Consider the following 16,595-nt stretch of genomic DNA (forward strand, 5'->3'; position numbering starts at 1 on the left):
ACACAACCCCAACCTTCGGCTGTGATGAGGCGTGATTCTGCGTGACGTAACGTCAAAACCTGTCGCGAACGATTCGGCACCAGGCAACCAAATGCGACTTCCTTGATCTGAGCAGGCTGTGGCCAATTGCCATGCCCCACGCCTGCCGCCATCCTGTTGCGGCAAGCCTAGACAAGGACGTTACCTTTTGCCGTTCGCCACCACTCGCGCCACCCTCAGCCGACAGTGGGCGCTGTTGCGTCAGCTGCCCAGCCGTTCCCCAGGCATTACCAGCGCCGAACTGGTCTGGCGCCTGCGTGACGTGGGCTTCACTGTCAGCAAACGCACTGTCGAACGTGATCTCAATGAACTGTCGTTGATATTTCCGCTGGAACGCAATGACAAGAGCATCCCGTTTGGCTGGCACTGGTCGGCAAGCGCAGTGGGCGACTTGCGCGGCAATTTCGACTTGTTGACGCACCTGCGCGGTGATGCGCTGCAACCGGCTCGGGGTGAGGGGGTGGAGTTGGTGGCGCGGATCAGCGATACGCTGGCACGGCAGTTGCGGGTTGCGCCGTTGAGTAGCGACATGCAGCTGACGGCGTTGGAGCACGGGCATCGGTTGCAGGCCATGGTAAGTGATGGCTGGCCGCTGCGCTGGTGGCTGTTGAGCCATGGGGATGGGGTGGTGGTGGAACAGCCAGCCGGATTGCGCGAGGAAATTGGCAAGATCCTGAGCAATGCGGCTGCGCAGTATTTGAATTTTTAGCCTGTACCGGCCTCTTCGCGGGTAAACCCGCTCCCACAAGGTACTGCACCGCTCTCAAGGCCGATGGAAATCCTGTGGGAGCGGGTTTACCCGCGAAGAGGCCGGTGCAGGCTTACTGGCTAGCGCTGCATCCCCCAGCGCCGTACCGTCAGCCGCTCCAGGGTATTGAACACCAGCCCTTCCACCAGCAAGCCGATCAGGATCACCACCGCCAACCCGGCAAACACCTTGTCGGTGTACAGCTCGTTGCGGTTCTGGAAGATGTACCAGCCCAACCCGCCTTTACCACTGCTGGCCCCGAACACCAGCTCGGCAGCGATCAGTGTGCGCCAGGCGAACGCCCAGCCGATCTTCAGCCCCGACAGGATCGACGGTAGCGCTGCGGGGACAAGGATATGCAGCACCAGCCGCAGCCCCTTCAGGCCGTAGTTGCGTCCCGCCATGCGTAGGGTCTCGGACACCCCGAGAAAGCCCGCATAGGTGTTCAGCGCCAACGCCCAAAGTACCGAGTGCACCAGCACGAAGATCAGGCTGTTGTCACCCAGCCCGAACCACAGCAAGGCCAAGGGCAACAGGGCAATCGCCGGCAACGGATTGAACATCGAGGTCAGGGTGCCCAGCAGATCGCGCCCAAGCTGGGTCGACACTGCCAGGCTGGTGAGGCCGAAGGCCAGGATGATCCCCAGCAAATAACCCTTGAGCAGAATCACCAGCGACACGCCAACCTTGTCCGGCAACTCACCGCTGAGCAGGCTGTCCCACAGCGCCGTGGCCGTCTGCACGAAGGTCGGCAGCAGCAGGTCGTTGCCCTGATAGCGGGCGATGGCCTCCCATAGCGCTGCGATCGCCAGCAGGATGACCGCCTTGCGCAGCCAGCCGTGCTGCCACAGGCGCTGAGCCAACGGCAGGTTGCGTTCCACAGGCACACTGAGCAAAGGCTCCAGCTGCACCTCGTATTCCTGGCGTACAGGTGTAGTGGTCATGGCTGAAGCTCCTGTCAGTAGGCGATACGGATATCGTTGAAACCAAGATCGTCGGGCTGTTCGGGGCTGTCCGCCTCATCGAACAGCAAACGATGGATACGCCGGGCACTGGCCTGGAAGTCGCTGCCACCCAGGCTGCCCAGGTCGTACTGGTGGCTGTGCACTTCGGCCCGCACCCGCCCCGGGTGTGGCGACAGCAGCAGGATGCGGTTGCCGACCACCAGTGCTTCTTCGATCGAGTGGGTAACGAACAGCAGGGTAAAACGCACCTCTTCCCACAGCAGCAGCAACTCTTCCTGCATCTTGCGCCGGGTTAACGCATCAAGTGCCGCGAACGGTTCGTCCATCAGCAGGATCTTCGGCTGCGTGGCCAGGGCACGAGCGATCGCCACGCGCGCCTTCATCCCGCCCGACAGGGTATGCGGGTAGGCATCGGCAAAGGCTGCCAGGCCGACTTTTTCCAGGTAATGCAGCGCTCGCTCTTCGGCTTCGGCGCGTTTCAGCTGGCCCGACACCAGCAGAGGGAACATGACGTTCTGCTTCACCGTCTTCCACGGCGGCAACTGGTCGAACTCCTGGAACACCACGATGCGGTCGGGGCCTGGGCCGCTGACTGGCTGACCTTGCAGCAGAATCTGCCCTTCCTGGGGCGAGATGAACCCGGCCACGGCCTTTAGCAAAGTGGACTTGCCGCACCCGGAGGGGCCGAGCAGCACGAAGCGGTCGGCACGGTCGACTTCGAAGCTGACCTGGTGAGTGGCCCGTACTACGCGTTGCGCGGTGCGGTATTCGAGGCTGAGATTATCCACCTTGAGCAAAGGTGGCGTTGCGACACGGCTCAGGTTGCTGGCCGTGTGGCCTGGCAATGGGGCGGTCATGATCGGTCAGCTCCCCTGCAGCGGGCGTTCATCCTGGAAGAAGTAGTCCTTCCACGATTCCGGCTTGTGCTTGATGGCGCCTACCCGATAGAGAAAGTCGGCCAGCTTGTAGGTGTTCTTTGGCGTGATGGTGAATTCGTACTGCGGGTTGTCGATCAGCTTGATCAACGTGTCGCGGTCGATCTTGGCCTTGGTCACGCGGATGTAGGTGTCGGCGGCGGCTGCCTTGTCCTTCTGGGCGAAGTCTGCGGCTTCGGTCAGCGCATCGACGAAGGCCTTGTAGGTCTTGGGGTTGTCCTTGCGGAATTTCTCGGTGGCGAACAGCAAGGTCGGCGAGTTGGGGCCAAGCAGGTCGTAGCTGTTGAGCACCACATGCACGTTCTTGTTGGCCAGCACCTGGTCCTGGAACGGCGGGTTGGAGAAGTGCCCGTTGAGTTCGGTGCCGCCGGCCAGCAGCGCGGCAGTGGCATCCGGATGCGGCACGGCCAGGGTGTACTTGTCGAGGCGGTTGTATTCCTTGTCGCCCCATTGCTGGGCGGCGGCATACTGCAGGAAGCGCGACTGCACCGAAACGCCTACCGCCGGCACGGCGATGCGGTCTTTGTCGGAGAGGTCGGCAATGGTCTTCACGTTGGGGTTGCTGCTGACCAGGTAGTACGGGAAGTTGCCCAGCGAGGCGACGGCCTTGACGTTCTGTCGGCCCTTGGTGCGGTCCCACACGGTCAACAGTGGGCCGACGCCAGCGCCGGCGATGTCAACCGAACCGGATAGCAGGGCGTCGTTGATGGCCGAACCACCCGACAGCTGGGCCCAATCGACTTCGATGTCGATGCCCTGCTCCTTGCCATGCTTTTCGATCAGATGCTGGTCACGTACTACGTTCAGCAGCAGGTAGACAATGCCGAACTGCTCGGCGATGCGAATCTTGCCTTCTGCTTGGGCCGCGGCGGGGGCCGCCAGGCTGCCGACAACCAGGCTTGCGCCCAGGCCGATGCTTGCCGCCAGGCGGCTGATGGATTTACGCATGATGGGTTTCCTCAGTCGTCAGAACGGGGCATCGCCCTGGATGGTGGTGCGGTAAAGCTTGCGCCGCAGGTGTGCAGGGCAGCCGGTGGCCAGGTGGATCAGCGAGCGGTTGTCCCAGAACACCAGGTCGTGGGGCTGCCACTGGTGGCGGTAGATGTTCTGCTCCAGCACGCTCAGGGCGTACAGCTGTTGCAGCACGTCGCGGCTTTCGTCGTCTGGCAGGCCGACGATGCGGGTGGTGAAGCCCTCGCTGACGAACAGCGCCTTGCGGCCGTTTTCCGGGTGGGTACGAACCACCGGGTGGATGACTTCCTGTACCTGCGCCAGCTGCTCGGCGGTCAGGGACGGACGCCAGTTGCCTTCGAACTTGGTCTCGGCGTAGCGGGCGGTGTAAGAGTGCGCAGCACTGCGGCCTTCGACAACCTTGCGCAGGGCCGCGGGTACGGCATCCCAGGCTTTGTGCATGTCGGCGAACAGCGTATCGCCGCCCTCGTCGGGCAGCTCCTGGGCATGCAGCATGGAGCCGAGGCTGGGCAGTTCCTTGTACGACAGGTCCGAGTGCCAGAACTTGCCGGCATCACCCAGGCCGATGTTCTGGCCGTTTTCAATGATGTTGGAAACGATCAGGATCTCGGGGTGGCCGGCGAGCAGGAACTGCTTGAGCACGTGGATCTGCAACGGACCAAAACGGCGGCTGAAGGCGATCTGCTGGTCGGGGCTGATGCGCTGGTCGCGGAACACCAGCACATGGTGGTCGAGGTGGGCGCGATGGATACGGGCGAAATCCTCGGCGTTGACTGGTATGGCCAGGTCCAGGCCGATGATCTCGGCGCCTACGGCGCCGGAGAACGGGCGGATTTCGAAGTGTTGCGGCTGGGCGCTGTCGATGATCGACAAGGCGTTCGAGGCGGCTGACATTTTTCACTCCCACGCAGTGCGCGACTTCAATGGCGCGCAACGATCAGAAACGCACGGGGATTTCCCGTGTGGGTTCAAGTCGTGCGGCGCATCGATTGGTCGACGGGTACGCAGTGGCAGTGACTATAAAGTCATAAGAGCAATAATTTAAATACCTTTAGAGAATAACCATAGCACCGGTATTTGCTCGCCGGTGATCAGATCAACCCGCCGTGCTCTTCTTCTTCAATGAGGTTGGTCAGGCTGCTGAGCGCCTTGCGCGCCTTGGAGCGGTTGAGCAGCTTGGCCTGCGCGCCAGCGGGCAGATCGGTGATGTTGAACACACCCTTGGCGGTCAGTACATCGATCAGGTCCTCGAGCACGCGGATCATGTCGAGGTCGCTTTGCTTGAGCTGGTTGAGGCTGTTTTCCACGACATCATCGGCAAACCATTCCTGGATATCGGCATGGTCGGCGGGGAGCATTTCGGTGAACTCGTCGAAAGCGGCCGCTTCTACCCGCCGCAACTGGCCGGCGGCATCGCGTTGCACGTAGAACATGGCGGTGTCCCTCGTCACGTTGGTTCCTTGGTGGTAGACAGCAGCATAGGCAAAGATCGCCGGTCACGCAGGCCTGGCGCCAGAGTATGCGCTGTCGCAGGATGCCAGGAAAGAGCCGTGGCCGCCTGAGCGGCCAATCGCCGGCAAGCCAGCTCCCACAGGTATTGTGCAGCTCTCGAGAGTTGCGCGGCCCCTGTGGGAGCTGGCTTGCCGGCGATCGGGCTGCAAAGCAGCCCGCTGGCGGATCAGCAATCAGCTGTCCTTGTTGTGGATGATGATGGTCGGGTCAGCTCCGCTGATCAACGAGTTGATCGTGGTGTTGGACCAGTTCACCCCTTCCAGCTTGATGGTCACGTCGGCGTTGGCGATCCCACCGGTGGCATTGAGCTTGCCTTCGCTGCTGACCTGCAGCGTGGTCGTGCCTTCCACCGTAGTGAGCTTCAGGTAATTGTCGATGGTGCTGCCCTTCTCGCCCTGGAGCAGGTCCTTCAGGTCGATACGGTCGCCTTCGGCTACCTTGAAGTCCTTGATAACGTCTTTGCCGATATCGCCAGCCTTCCATACGAAGGTGTCGGCACCGCTGCCACCGGTCATGGTGTCATCGCCCTTGCCGCCAAGCAGGATGTCATTGCCTTCACCACCGAGCAGGGTGTCCTTGCCCACGCCGCCGATCAGGATGTCATTGCCCTTGCCACCGTCGAGGGTATCGTCGCCGCCCTGGCCGAACAGGAGGTCATTGCCCGAGCCACCGTTGAGGATGTCATTGCCATCGTTGCTGCGCGAGACATCGAATTCGCTGACGTGCTCGACGATGTACTTGTGCAGCACGCGACCGTCGACATCACCCAGGGCTACGCCCAGTTGCCCCGCGACATAGCCCTGTATGGCTTCGACACCGTTGCCGGCGACCGAACCGAAACTCACCAGGTCACCGAAGATGATGTCGTTGCCATCACCACCGTTGACGGTGTCGTTGCCAGGCACGGTGGCTTCGGTGTGGCCCAGGATCGCTTCCGCCAGTTTGCTCGGGTCGATATTGGTCTGCGGCTTGCTATCGGTGTCGTAAGGCTTCAGGTCGTTGACATTGACCGCGCTGTTGAGGCCAATGGCCTCCACGCCAGACAGCTTGGACAACAACAGGAAGCTCTGCTGGGAATTGAGGTCTGCATAGTAGTCGGTCCAGCGGTCGGAAGTAGCGTAGGAAAACTCATAGGTACCATCTCCCTGAGCGTGCAACTGTCCGCTTGCGTCACTGTCGTCACGCCAATTGTTGTTATTTGCGGTCCTGTACTGGGCGGTCATGTTACCAGCGGCATCAATGCTGACGCGGTTGTAGTTGCCCACCAGCTTGTTGATGACCACATCGCCCAACTTGTAGTTGATCGACTTCAGCGCGGCATCCAGTGTGTAGCTGGAATTCATGAGCGTGACCTCATGCTCGCCGGCCTGATACACGTTCGGCTGGCCGTCGGTGATGAAGAACGTCTGGCGGCTGCCGGTGTTGCCCGCGTCCATCAATTGCTTGAACCAGTTGGCGGTAGTCTTGAAGGCATCCTCGTAGTTGGTGGAGCCGCTGGAATAGAGCGTATTGAGTGCAGTGTAGAGCGAGCTCAACGCGTTCTTGTCGCCCAGGTTGACCGAAACCGTACTGTTCACCTGGGTGGAGAAGTCCACCAGCAGGATGTTCACTGTGCCGGACTGCGCACCCTTGACGCTGTTGGCCAAGGTATCGAACACCGACTTCAGCGAGTTGCGCGCGGCATCCACCGCACTGCCCATGCTGCCTGAGGTATCGACGATGAACGCAATGTTGTAGTCCTGACCCGGCGTCACGTGCAGGCCACTGATGTCGGCAACGATAACGTCGCTGGTTGCGGTGCCGGTGAAACTGTCGCTGTCGGTGGTCAGGTTGCTGGCGGTGTAGGTGTCCGGATAGACGGTTACCTTGATCGTGCCTTCGGTGGAGGCTTTGCTGCCGCCCACGTTCTCGGTGGCGGTCGAGGTTACCTTCACATCGAAACTGCCCTGGTAGTACGCCGGCGGCTTGATGCTCAGGCCGTTGAGGTTCCAGCCGGTGACGTCAACCGAAGTGGCGCCGATGGTTACGGTATGACCGGCGCCATCGCTGAGCACCGAACCTGCCGGAATGCCGTCCAGCTTGACGCTCAGGGTCTCGGAGCCGTCGGTGTCGGTCAGGTTGGCGGAAATGCCAACCAGCTTGACGGTGCCGTTCTCCGGCCCTTCATTGAGCTTGTAACCGTCGTAGTAGCCCTGGCCATCACTGCCATGGAGGTCGGACACGGAAAGCCCGGCGTTACCCATCGCCGCAACGTTCGGGTACATCGGGATGGCCGAGCTGCTCAGGTCGGTCACCGGGCCGTTACCGACCTTGACGTTGATATCCAGGCTACCCGGGCCGGACTGGTTGGCGTGGTAGATCTCCAGTGTGTAGTAGCCGCTGACAGGCGGCGAGAAGCTGCCTGAGATCGTACCGCCCCCACCCCAGGTGGCACCGACCACGCTGGTTTTGCCGATATAGACCTGCAGGCTGTCATCGGCGGTACCGCTGAAGGTGTAGGTCTGGCCAGCTTCCAGGTAGATCAGGCCGGAGGTCTTGGAGCCAGTGCCGGCGGCAACGCTGCCGCCCGAGTCGGCACTGGTAACCTGCTCGCTCTTGCTGGCACTGCCAGAGTTGGCGAACACGCTCTTCAGCGCTGTACCGCTGATACCGTTGCCGTTGGTGCCCAGGCCCGTGAGGCTGTTCCAGGTTTCCTTGGTCAGGCCAAGCGAATCGGGGGTGTTGCTGCCGATGTTCAGGCCAGGCTTGTCGGCTACAGGCGTGATATCGACCTTCAGTGTGGCCTCGCTGCCAGCAGCGGTACCGTCGGTAGGCTTGTACTTGATCTGGGCATAGTCGGCCTGCTTGTTGCCGACGCCCGTTCCGCCATATCCGTCGATACCCGACTCGTTGGGTTTCGGCACGAACCGCAGGTTGCCGGCAGCGATGTCGGCCTGGCTGACGGTCTGGTTCTGGGCGACGTTGACCCAGGCGGTGCCGTTGAAGAGCTGCAGCGAGCCTGCTGGCAGCTGGGTGAAGGTCACACCCAGGCTCGACAGGGCGCTGTCGACGTCGGAAATATTGAGGTCACTCCAGGTCAGCACCAGCGGCGTATCTTCGACCCCGGTGACGGCGCCGCCGGTGGCGACCGGTGCGTCGTTGACTGCGATCACGTTCACCGTGGTCGTGGCGGTGTTCGAGGTATTCACGCCGTCGGTCACCGTCACGGTGATGACGCGAGGCGTGGTGCTCGGGTTCTCGCTGCTGTTGATGAAGGTGATGTTCTTGATCGCCTGGATATAGTCGGCCAGCGATGCAGCGCCGCTCAGGGTCAGGACTACCTTGCCGTCTGTGCTGTTGGCGTTGACCGTGATGCCGTTGACACTGTTGCCCAGGTTCAGCGCGTCACCCGGCTGGCGGTTGGTCAGGGTGACCGTCGCGCCCGTCAGCTTCGAGCTGTCGAAGTCGGTGATGGTGACGTCCACATCGCCGATCGACACACCACTGCCTGGCTGGTTCTCGGTGAAGGTGGTCTGGTAGTCGGCACCGGTCTTGCCGCTGGAGTCGTTGCCATCCAGGTCCAGAACCGGGGCCGGCTCGAAGATCTGGGTGGTCACGCTGCCGGCGCTGGAGCTTATGTCGAGCTTCTCGAAGTTGCCGCCAGTGGCCGAATCGATCTTGACCGTGAAGTGCTCGGTACCCTCGGTGATGCTGTCCTTGAGGGTCGGGATGGTGAACGTTGCCTGCGTGGTGTTGGCCTTGATCACCACCGTGGCGACGCCGGTGTAGTCCGTGCCATCGGCTGCGGTGCCGGTGTAGCTCAGTTTGACGGTGACGTCGGTCTCGGCCTTGTTGGTCAGGTTCAGGACGTATGTGGCGTTGCCACCTTCAGCGACGGCAGTGGTACCGCTGAGGCTCAGGGTGGTGGTCTGGATGGTGTCCGAGACCGCGGTGACCGCCGCCGTATCGCTGACGTTCAGCTTCTCGAAGTTGCCACCGTTGGTTTCGGTGATCTTCGCCGAAACATTGCCAGCATCGATATAGACGTCATCGGCGGGCGCCGGAACGGTAACGGAGCCGGAGAACTTGCCCGCCTCAATGCTGATCACAGCACCGTTGCTGAGCTTGATCGTCATGTCGGTGCCAGCCTTGTTGGTCAGGGTGGCGACGTAGGTGATCTGGCCACCTTCTGCGACGGTCGGCGTGGCGCTCAGGCTCAGGCCGGTCTGGTCGATGGTGTCGGTGACCTTGGTAACCGCATAGGCACCGTTGGTTGCCAGCAGCTCGAAGTCGCCGCCAGTGGTACCGTCGATCTTGGCCTGAACGTTCCCTGCATCAACGTACACATCGTCGCCCGGGGCGTCGATGGTGATCGAACCCTGCTTCTGACCCGCCGCGATGGTGATGCTCTCGCCGTTGCTCAGCCTGACCACCAGATCGGTGCCGGCCTGGTTGCTCAGGGTAGCGGTGTAGGTGATCTTGCCGCCTTCGGCCACGGTGTCGGTCGCAGTCAGCGAGAGCGTGGTGATATCAGGGGTCGCAGGGTTGTCGGTGACGGTGGTCACTGGCTCGCCAACCGCCACGGTCTTCTCGTAGTTGCCGCCCGAAATGCTGGTGATCTTGTTGCTCAGGTCCAGGTTTGTGTTGTGGACGTTGTTCGGTGCGGTGAACGGCACCGATGCCGACGATTCGCCAACCGGGATGGTGATGGTCTGGCCGTTGGCCAGTTTCACCACCAGGTCGGAACCGGTGACTTTGTGGTTGACCGACGCGGTGTAGGTGACCACGCCACCTTCAGCGACAGTCGAAGTCGCCGTCAGGGTGACGGTGGTGGTGTCGATGGTGTCGGTGACCTTGGTCACAGCCGCCGTGCTGCTGACGTCCAGCTTCTCGAAGTCACCACCGGTGGTGCCGGTGACGGTCACGCTGAGGTCTTTCGCATCGACGTACACATCGTCGCTCGGTGCATCGATGGTGATCGACGCCTCCTTCGAGCCGGCCGCGATGGTGATGCTCTCGCCATTGCTCAGCTTGATCACCAGATCGGTGCCGGCCTTGTTGCTCAAGGTGGCGGTGTAGGTGATCTTGCCACCCTCGGCCACGGTATCGGTCGCGGTGAGCGAGAGCGTGGTGATGTCCGGAGTCGCCGGGTTGTCGGTGACGGTAGTCACTGGCTCGCCAACCGCCACGGTCTTCTCGTAGTTACCACCCGATATATTGGTGATCTTGTTGGTGAGGTCCAAGTTGGTGTTGTGGACGTTGTTCGGTGCAGTGAACGGCACCGAAGCAGACGACTCGCCCACCGGGATGGTGATGGTCTGGCCGTTGGCCAGTTTCACTACCAGATCCGAACCAGTGACCTTGTGGTTGACCGAAGCGGTGTAAGTCACCACGCCACCTTCAGCGACAGTCGAAGTCGCGGTCAAGGTCACGGTGGTGGTGTCGATGGTGTCAGTGACCTTGGTCACAGCCGCAGTGCTGCTGACGTCCAGCTTCTCGAAGTCACCACCGGTGGTGCCGGTGACGGTCACGCTCAGGTTGGCGGCATCGACATACACATCGTCGCTCGGTGCGTCGATGGTGACCGACGCTTCCTTCGAGCCGGCGGCAATGGTGATGCTCTCACCGTTGCTCAGTTTGACCACCAGGTCGGTACCGGCCTTGTTGCTCAAGGTGGCGGTGTAGGTGATCTTGCCGCCTTCGGCCACGGTATCGGTCGCAGTCAGCGAGAGCGTGGTGATGTCCGGGGCCGCAGGGTTGTCGGTGACAGTGGTCACTGGCTCGCCAACCGCCACGGTCTTCTCGTAGTTGCCGCCCGAGATGCTGGTGATCTTGTTGCTCAGGTCCAGGTTGGTGTTGTGGACGTTGTTCGGTGCGGTGAATGGCACCGATGCCGACGATTCGCCAACCGGGATGGTGATGGTCTGGCCGTTGGCGAGCTTCACCACCAGATCGGAACCGGTGACTTTGTGGTTGACCGACGCGGTGTAAGTCACCACGCCGCCCTCGACCACGCTTTGAGTGGCGGTCAGAGTCACGGTGGTGGTGTCGATGGTATCGGTCACCTTGGTCACAGCCGCTGTGCTGCTGACGTCCAGCTTCTCGAAGTCACCACCGGTGGTGCCGGTGACGGTCACGCTGAGATCTTTCGCATCGACGTACACGTCGTCGCTCGGCGCATCGATGGTGATCGAAGCTTCCTTCGAGCCGGCCGCGATGGTGATGGTCTCGCCGTTGCTCAGCTTGATCACCAGGTCGGTGCCCGCCTTGTTGCTCAAGGTAGCCGTGTAGGTGATCTTGCCGCCTTCGGCCACGGTATCGGTCGCAGTCAGCGAGAGCGTGGTGATGTCCGGGGTCGCCGGGTTGTCGGTGACAGTGGTCACTGGCTCGCCAACGGCTACGGTCTTCTCGTAATTGCCACCCGAGATGCTGGTGATCTTGTTGCTCAGGTCCAGATTGGTGTTGTGCACGTTGTTCGGCGCGGTGAACGGTACCGATGCCGACGATTCGCCAACCGGGATGGTGATGGTCTGGCCGTTGGCCAATTTCACTACCAGATCCGAACCAGTGACCTTGTGGTTGACCGATGCGGTGTAGGTGACCACGCCGCCTTCTGCTACGGTCGAAGTCGCCGTCAGCGTCACGGTAGTGGTGTCGATGGTGTCGGTGACCTTGGTCACGGCTGCGCCGCTGTTTACATTCAGTTTCTCGAAATCACCACCCGAGGTTCCGGTCACTTTGACCTGAAGCACTTCAGCATCGATGTAGACGTCGTCGCCCGGGGCATCGACAGTGACCGAGGCCTCCTTCGAGCCGGCAGCAATTGTGATGGTCTCGCCATTGCTCAGTTTGATGACCAGATCGGTGCCCGCCTTATTGGTCAAGGTCGCGGTGTAAGTGATCTTCCCACCCTCGGCAACCGTCGGTGTCGCGCTCAGGGTCAGGTGGGTCATGTCCTTGGTGCCTGGCCCGTCGGTCACGGTCGTTACCGGCTCGCCCACAGCTACGGTCTTCTCGTAGTTGCCGCCCGAGATGTCGGTGATCTTGTTGGTCAGGTCCAGGTTGGTGTTGTAGGCATTGTCTGGCGCGGTGAACGGTACCGACGCAGACGACTCGCCAACCGGGATGGTGATGGTCTGGCCGTTGGCCAGTTTCACCACCAGGTCGGAACCGGTGACCTTGTGGTTGACCGACGCGGTGTAGGTGACAACGCCGCCTTCAGCGACAGTCGAAGTCGCCGTCAGGGTGACGGTGGTGGTGTCGATGGTGTCGGTGACCTTGGTCACAGCCGCCGTGCTGCTGACCTCCAGCTTCTCGAAGTCGCCCCCGGTGGTGCCGGTGACGGTCACGCTCAGGTCTTTCGCATCGACATACACATCGTCACTCGGTGCGTCGATGGTGATCGAAGCTTCTTTCTGACCCGCGGCAATAGTGATGCTCTCGCCGTTGCTCAGTTTGACCACCAGATCGGTGCCGGCCTTGTTGCTCAAGGTGGCGGTGTAGGTGATCTTGCCGCCTTCGGCCACGGTGTCGGTCGCAGTCAGCGAGAGCGTGGTGATGTCCGGGGTCGCCGGGTTGTCGGTGACAGTGGTCACTGGCTCGCCAACGGCTACGGTCTTCTCGTAGTTACCACCCGATATATTGGTGATCTTGTTGGTGAGGTCCAGGTTGGTGTTGTGGACGTTGTTCGGCGCGGTGAACGGCACCGATGCCGACGATTCGCCAACCGGGATGGTGATGGTCTGGCCGTTGGCCAATTTCACTACCAGATCCGAACCGGTGACCTTGTGGTTGACCGACGCGGTGTAGGTGACCACGCCGCCTTCGGCGACAGTCGAAGTCGCGGTCAAGGTCACGGTGGTGGTGTCGATGGTATCGGTCACCTTGGTCACAGCCGCAATGCTGCTGACGTCGAGTTTCTCGAAGTCACCACCGGTGGTGCCAGTGATCGTTACGCTGAGGTCTTCGGCATCGCGGTACACGTCGTCGCTCGGCGCATCGATGGTGATCGACGCTTCCTTCGAGCCGGCCGCGATGGTGATGGTCTCGCCGTTGCTCAGCTTGATGACCAGGTCAGTGCCAGCCTTGTTGCTCAAAGTGGCGGTGTAGGTGATCTTGCCGCCTTCGGCCACGGTATCGGTCGCAGTCAGCGAAAGCGTGGTGATATCCGGGGTCGCAGGGTTGTCGGTGACGGTAGTCACTGGCTCGCCTACAGCCACGGTCTTCTCGTAGTTGCCACCCGAGATGCTGGTGATCTTGTTGCTCAGGTCCAGATTGGTGTTGTGAACGTTGTTCGGTGCGGTGAACGGCACCGAAGCAGACGACTCGCCAACCGGGATGGTGATGGTCTGGCCGTTGGCCAGTTTCACCACCAGGTCCGAACCGGTGACTTTGTGATTGACCGATGCGGTGTAGGTGACAACGCCGCCCTCGACCACGCTTTGCGTGGCGGTCAGGGTTACGGTGGTGGTGTCGATGGTGTCGGTGACCTTGGTCACAGCCGCAGTGCTGCTGACGTCCAGCTTCTCGAAGTCACCACCGGTGGTGCCGGCGACGGTCACGCTCAGGTCTTCAGCATCGAGGTAGACGTCGTCGCTCGGCGCATCGATGGTGATCGAGGCTTCTTTCTGACCTGCCGCGATGGTGATGCTCTCGCCGTTGCTCAGCTTGACGGTCAGAGCAGTACCCGCCGGGTTGGACAGCGTAGCGGTGTAGGTGATCTTGCCACCTTCGGCCACGGTGTCGGTCGCAGTCAGCGAGAGCGTGGTGATGTCCGGGTTCGCAGGGTTGTCGGTGACGGTGGTCACTGGCTCGCCAACCGCCACGGTCTTCTCGTAGTTGCCACCCGAGATGCTGGTGATCTTGTTGCTCAGGTCCAGGTTGGTGTGGTGGACATTGTTCGGCGCGGTGAACGGTACCGAAGCAGACGACTCGCCCACCGGGATGGTGATGGTCTGGCCGTTGGCCAGTTTCACCACCAGGTCGGAACCGGTGACCTTGTGGTTGACCGACGCGGTGTAGGTGACAACGCCGCCTTCAGCGACAGTCGAAGTCGCCGTCAGGGTGACGGTGGTGGTGTCGATGGTGTCGGTCACCTTGGTCACAGCTGCCGTGCTGCTGACATCCAGCTTCTCGAAATCACCACCGGTGGTACCGGTGACGGTCACGCTCAGGTTGGCGGCATCGACATATACGTCGTCGCTCGGTGCGTCGATGGTGATCGAAGCTTCCTTTTGGCCCGCAGCAATGGTGATGCTTTCACCGTTGCTCAGTTTGATCACCAGGTCGGTGCCTGCCTTGTTGGTCAAGGTGGCGGTGTAGGTGATCTTGCCGCCTTCGGCCACTGTCGGCGTCGCAGACAGCGTCAGGCTGGTAGTGTCCTCGGAGCCTGGGCCATCAGTGACCGTTGTGCTGACTGGAGCCTTGTCCAAGGTCAGCTTTTCAAACTTCCAGGCGTCTGCGCCGCTGACCGCGTCGATCGCGTTCACTACGGGCTGAGCGCCTACATAGACATCATTCGGCGCGGTTACGGTGATCGAGCCAGTGTTGCTGTTGGCTGGCACCTCAATAACGGTCTTGCCGTCGCTGAGGGTGAAGTACAGCGGCTGATGGTTGTTGATCGGCAGGCCGTCCTGGCTGGTCAGCGTGACGGTGTAGGTGATCTGGCCGCCTTCGGTGACGGAATCGGTAGCCGTCAGCCTGGCCACCACTTCGTTGATGGTGTCAGTCACTTTCACCGACGCGTCGCCGCCAAACTGCAGGTTCTCGAAAGTGCTGCCTGCGCTATCGGTCGCCGCTTTGATCCCAACACCGATGGTGCCGGCATCCTGGTAGACGTCGTCACCCTGTTCGGTGTGGGTGTACTGCGCGCTGGTTTGCCCCGCCTTGATCGTGACCTGGGCATTGTTGCTCAACGTCACGACAAGATCGTGCGCCAGAACGGTGTTGACCCTCACGGTAAAGGTCGGGTTCTGGTTCTCGGGGACCGACACCTGGTCGGCCTCGATGCTGACCAGGACGAGATCGCCCCCAGTGCCGGGGGTGCCGGGCTCGTCAGTCACTGTGGTACTGACCTCGGTCTTGTCCAGGGTCAGTTTCTCGAATTTCCACACATCCGCACCGCTGACCGAGTCGATCGCGTTGACCACCGACGGATTGGCGCCCATGTAGACGTTGTCTGGCGCGGTAACGGTGATCGAACCGGTTGTGCTGTTGGCCGGTACCTCAACAACGGTCTTGCCATCGCTGAGGGTGAAATACAGCGGCGACTGGTTGTTGAGCGGCAGGCCATCCTTGCTGGTCAGCGTAACGGTGTAGGTAATTTCTCCACCTTCGGTGACGGACTCGGTAGCAGTCAGTTTGGCGACGACTTCACTGATGGTGTCCGAGATCTCAACGGTAGCCGGGCCTCCGAAGGTCAGCTTCTCGAAGGTGGCACCCGAGACGGTGGCATCCGTGACGCTGAGCGTGACGGAGCCGGCATCCTGGATGACGTCATCCCCCTGGGCGGCGGTCTTGTATTCCACTTCGGTCTTGCCGGCCTCGATGGTCACGGTGTCGCCGTTCGACAAGGTAACCGTCAACGGACGGTCCAGTGCCTGGCTTACTTTCACCGTGAAGGACGGCTGCTGGTCCTCGGTCACGTTGCCATTACTGACGATGCTAACGGTGACGGTATCGATGCTGTCATTGATGACAGTCGATGCTGGCGTCGGGTCTGGCGTCAGTTGCTCGAAATTGCCGCCGGTGGCGCTATCGATGGTGACATTGACGGTCGAGCCGTTGTTGTAGACGTCGTTGCCCGGGGTCTGGAAATCGACGCTGCCCTGGGTCTTGCCGGCTTCAACGGTGATGGTCTGGCCATTGGACAGGGTCACGGTCACCGGGGTCTGGGCTGGGTTGCTCAGGGTCACGGTGTAGGTGATCACACCGCCTTCGGTCACCGACGGAGTCGCCGTCAGGGTCGCGGTGGTGGTGTCGACCGAGTCGTTGATCGTGGTTTGAGCCGGGGTCGGAATCGGGGTCAGCTGCTCGAAGTTGCCACCGGTCGCACCGGTAATCGTGGTGCTGACGGTCGAGCCGTTGTTGTAGACGTCGTTGCCCGGGGTCTGGAAGTCGACACTGCCCTGGGTCTTGCCGGCTTCGACGGTGATGGTCTGGCCGTTGGACAGGGTCACGGTCACCGGACTCTGGGCTGGGTTGCTCAGGGTCACGGTGTAGGTGATAACACCGCCTTCGGTCACGCTTGGCGAAGCGGTCAGCGTCGCGGTGGTGTTGTCGACCGAGTCGTTGATCGTGGTCTGAGCCGGGGTCGGATTCGGGGTCAGCTGCTCGAAGTTGCCACCGGTCGCACCGGTAATCGTGGTGCTGACGGTCGAGCCGTTGTTGTAGACGTCGTTGCCCGGGGTCTGGAAGTCGACACTGCCCTGGGTCTTGCCGGCTTCG

At 61.4% G+C, this 16,595-nt stretch carries 7 protein-coding genes; 1 reads left to right on the forward strand and 6 read right to left on the reverse strand.

Annotation, left to right across the window (positions count from 1 at the left end; genetic code table 11):
• The first annotated feature begins 187 nt into the window (after positions 1-187).
• Positions 188-748: a WYL domain-containing protein gene (locus tag J5M58_RS06830; RefSeq protein WP_207877644.1), complete on the forward strand. Its 561-nt coding sequence runs from the start codon at positions 188-190 to the stop codon at positions 746-748.
• A gap of 119 nt (positions 749-867) precedes the next feature.
• On the opposite strand, the gene J5M58_RS06835 is transcribed toward J5M58_RS06830, so the two are convergent.
• From J5M58_RS06835 to J5M58_RS06860, 6 genes are all read right to left on the reverse strand, one after another.
• Entirely contained in the window at positions 868-1,731 is an 864-nt protein-coding gene (locus tag J5M58_RS06835) for an ABC transporter permease (protein ID WP_207877646.1), read from the reverse strand.
• 14 nt (positions 1,732-1,745) lie between these two features.
• Complete coding sequence (locus tag J5M58_RS06840; protein ID WP_112251159.1) at positions 1,746-2,609, reverse strand: ABC transporter ATP-binding protein; 864 nt, start codon at positions 2,607-2,609, stop codon at positions 1,746-1,748.
• 6 nt (positions 2,610-2,615) lie between these two features.
• Entirely contained in the window at positions 2,616-3,635 is a 1,020-nt protein-coding gene (locus tag J5M58_RS06845; protein WP_207877648.1) for an ABC transporter substrate-binding protein, read from the reverse strand.
• 18 nt (positions 3,636-3,653) lie between these two features.
• Positions 3,654-4,553: a TauD/TfdA family dioxygenase gene (locus J5M58_RS06850; RefSeq protein ID WP_112251155.1), complete on the reverse strand. Its 900-nt coding sequence runs from the start codon at positions 4,551-4,553 to the stop codon at positions 3,654-3,656.
• Positions 4,554-4,750: 197 nt separating this feature from the next.
• Complete coding sequence (locus tag J5M58_RS06855) at positions 4,751-5,092, reverse strand: tryptophan synthase subunit beta (protein WP_112251153.1); 342 nt, start codon at positions 5,090-5,092, stop codon at positions 4,751-4,753.
• 252 nt (positions 5,093-5,344) lie between these two features.
• Positions 5,345-16,595, reverse strand: an 11,251-nt coding sequence (locus tag J5M58_RS06860; protein WP_207877650.1) for an immunoglobulin-like domain-containing protein, incomplete at its 5' end; no start/stop codon positions are given.

The sequence above is a fragment of the Pseudomonas sp. 32_A genome, from assembly GCF_017490905.1.
GTDB classification, from domain to species: domain Bacteria; phylum Pseudomonadota; class Gammaproteobacteria; order Pseudomonadales; family Pseudomonadaceae; genus Aquipseudomonas; species Aquipseudomonas inefficax.

Coding starts and splice junctions, on each gene's coding strand:
- J5M58_RS06835 (WP_207877646.1), bottom strand. CDS start 1,731: ATGACCACTACACCTGTACGCCAGGAATACGAGGTGCAGCTGGAGCCT.
- J5M58_RS06840 (WP_112251159.1), bottom strand. CDS start 2,609: ATGACCGCCCCATTGCCAGGCCACACGGCCAGCAACCTGAGCCGTGTC.
- J5M58_RS06845 (WP_207877648.1), bottom strand. CDS start 3,635: ATGCGTAAATCCATCAGCCGCCTGGCGGCAAGCATCGGCCTGGGCGCA.
- J5M58_RS06850 (WP_112251155.1), bottom strand. CDS start 4,553: ATGTCAGCCGCCTCGAACGCCTTGTCGATCATCGACAGCGCCCAGCCG.
- J5M58_RS06855 (WP_112251153.1), bottom strand. CDS start 5,092: ATGTTCTACGTGCAACGCGATGCCGCCGGCCAGTTGCGGCGGGTAGAA.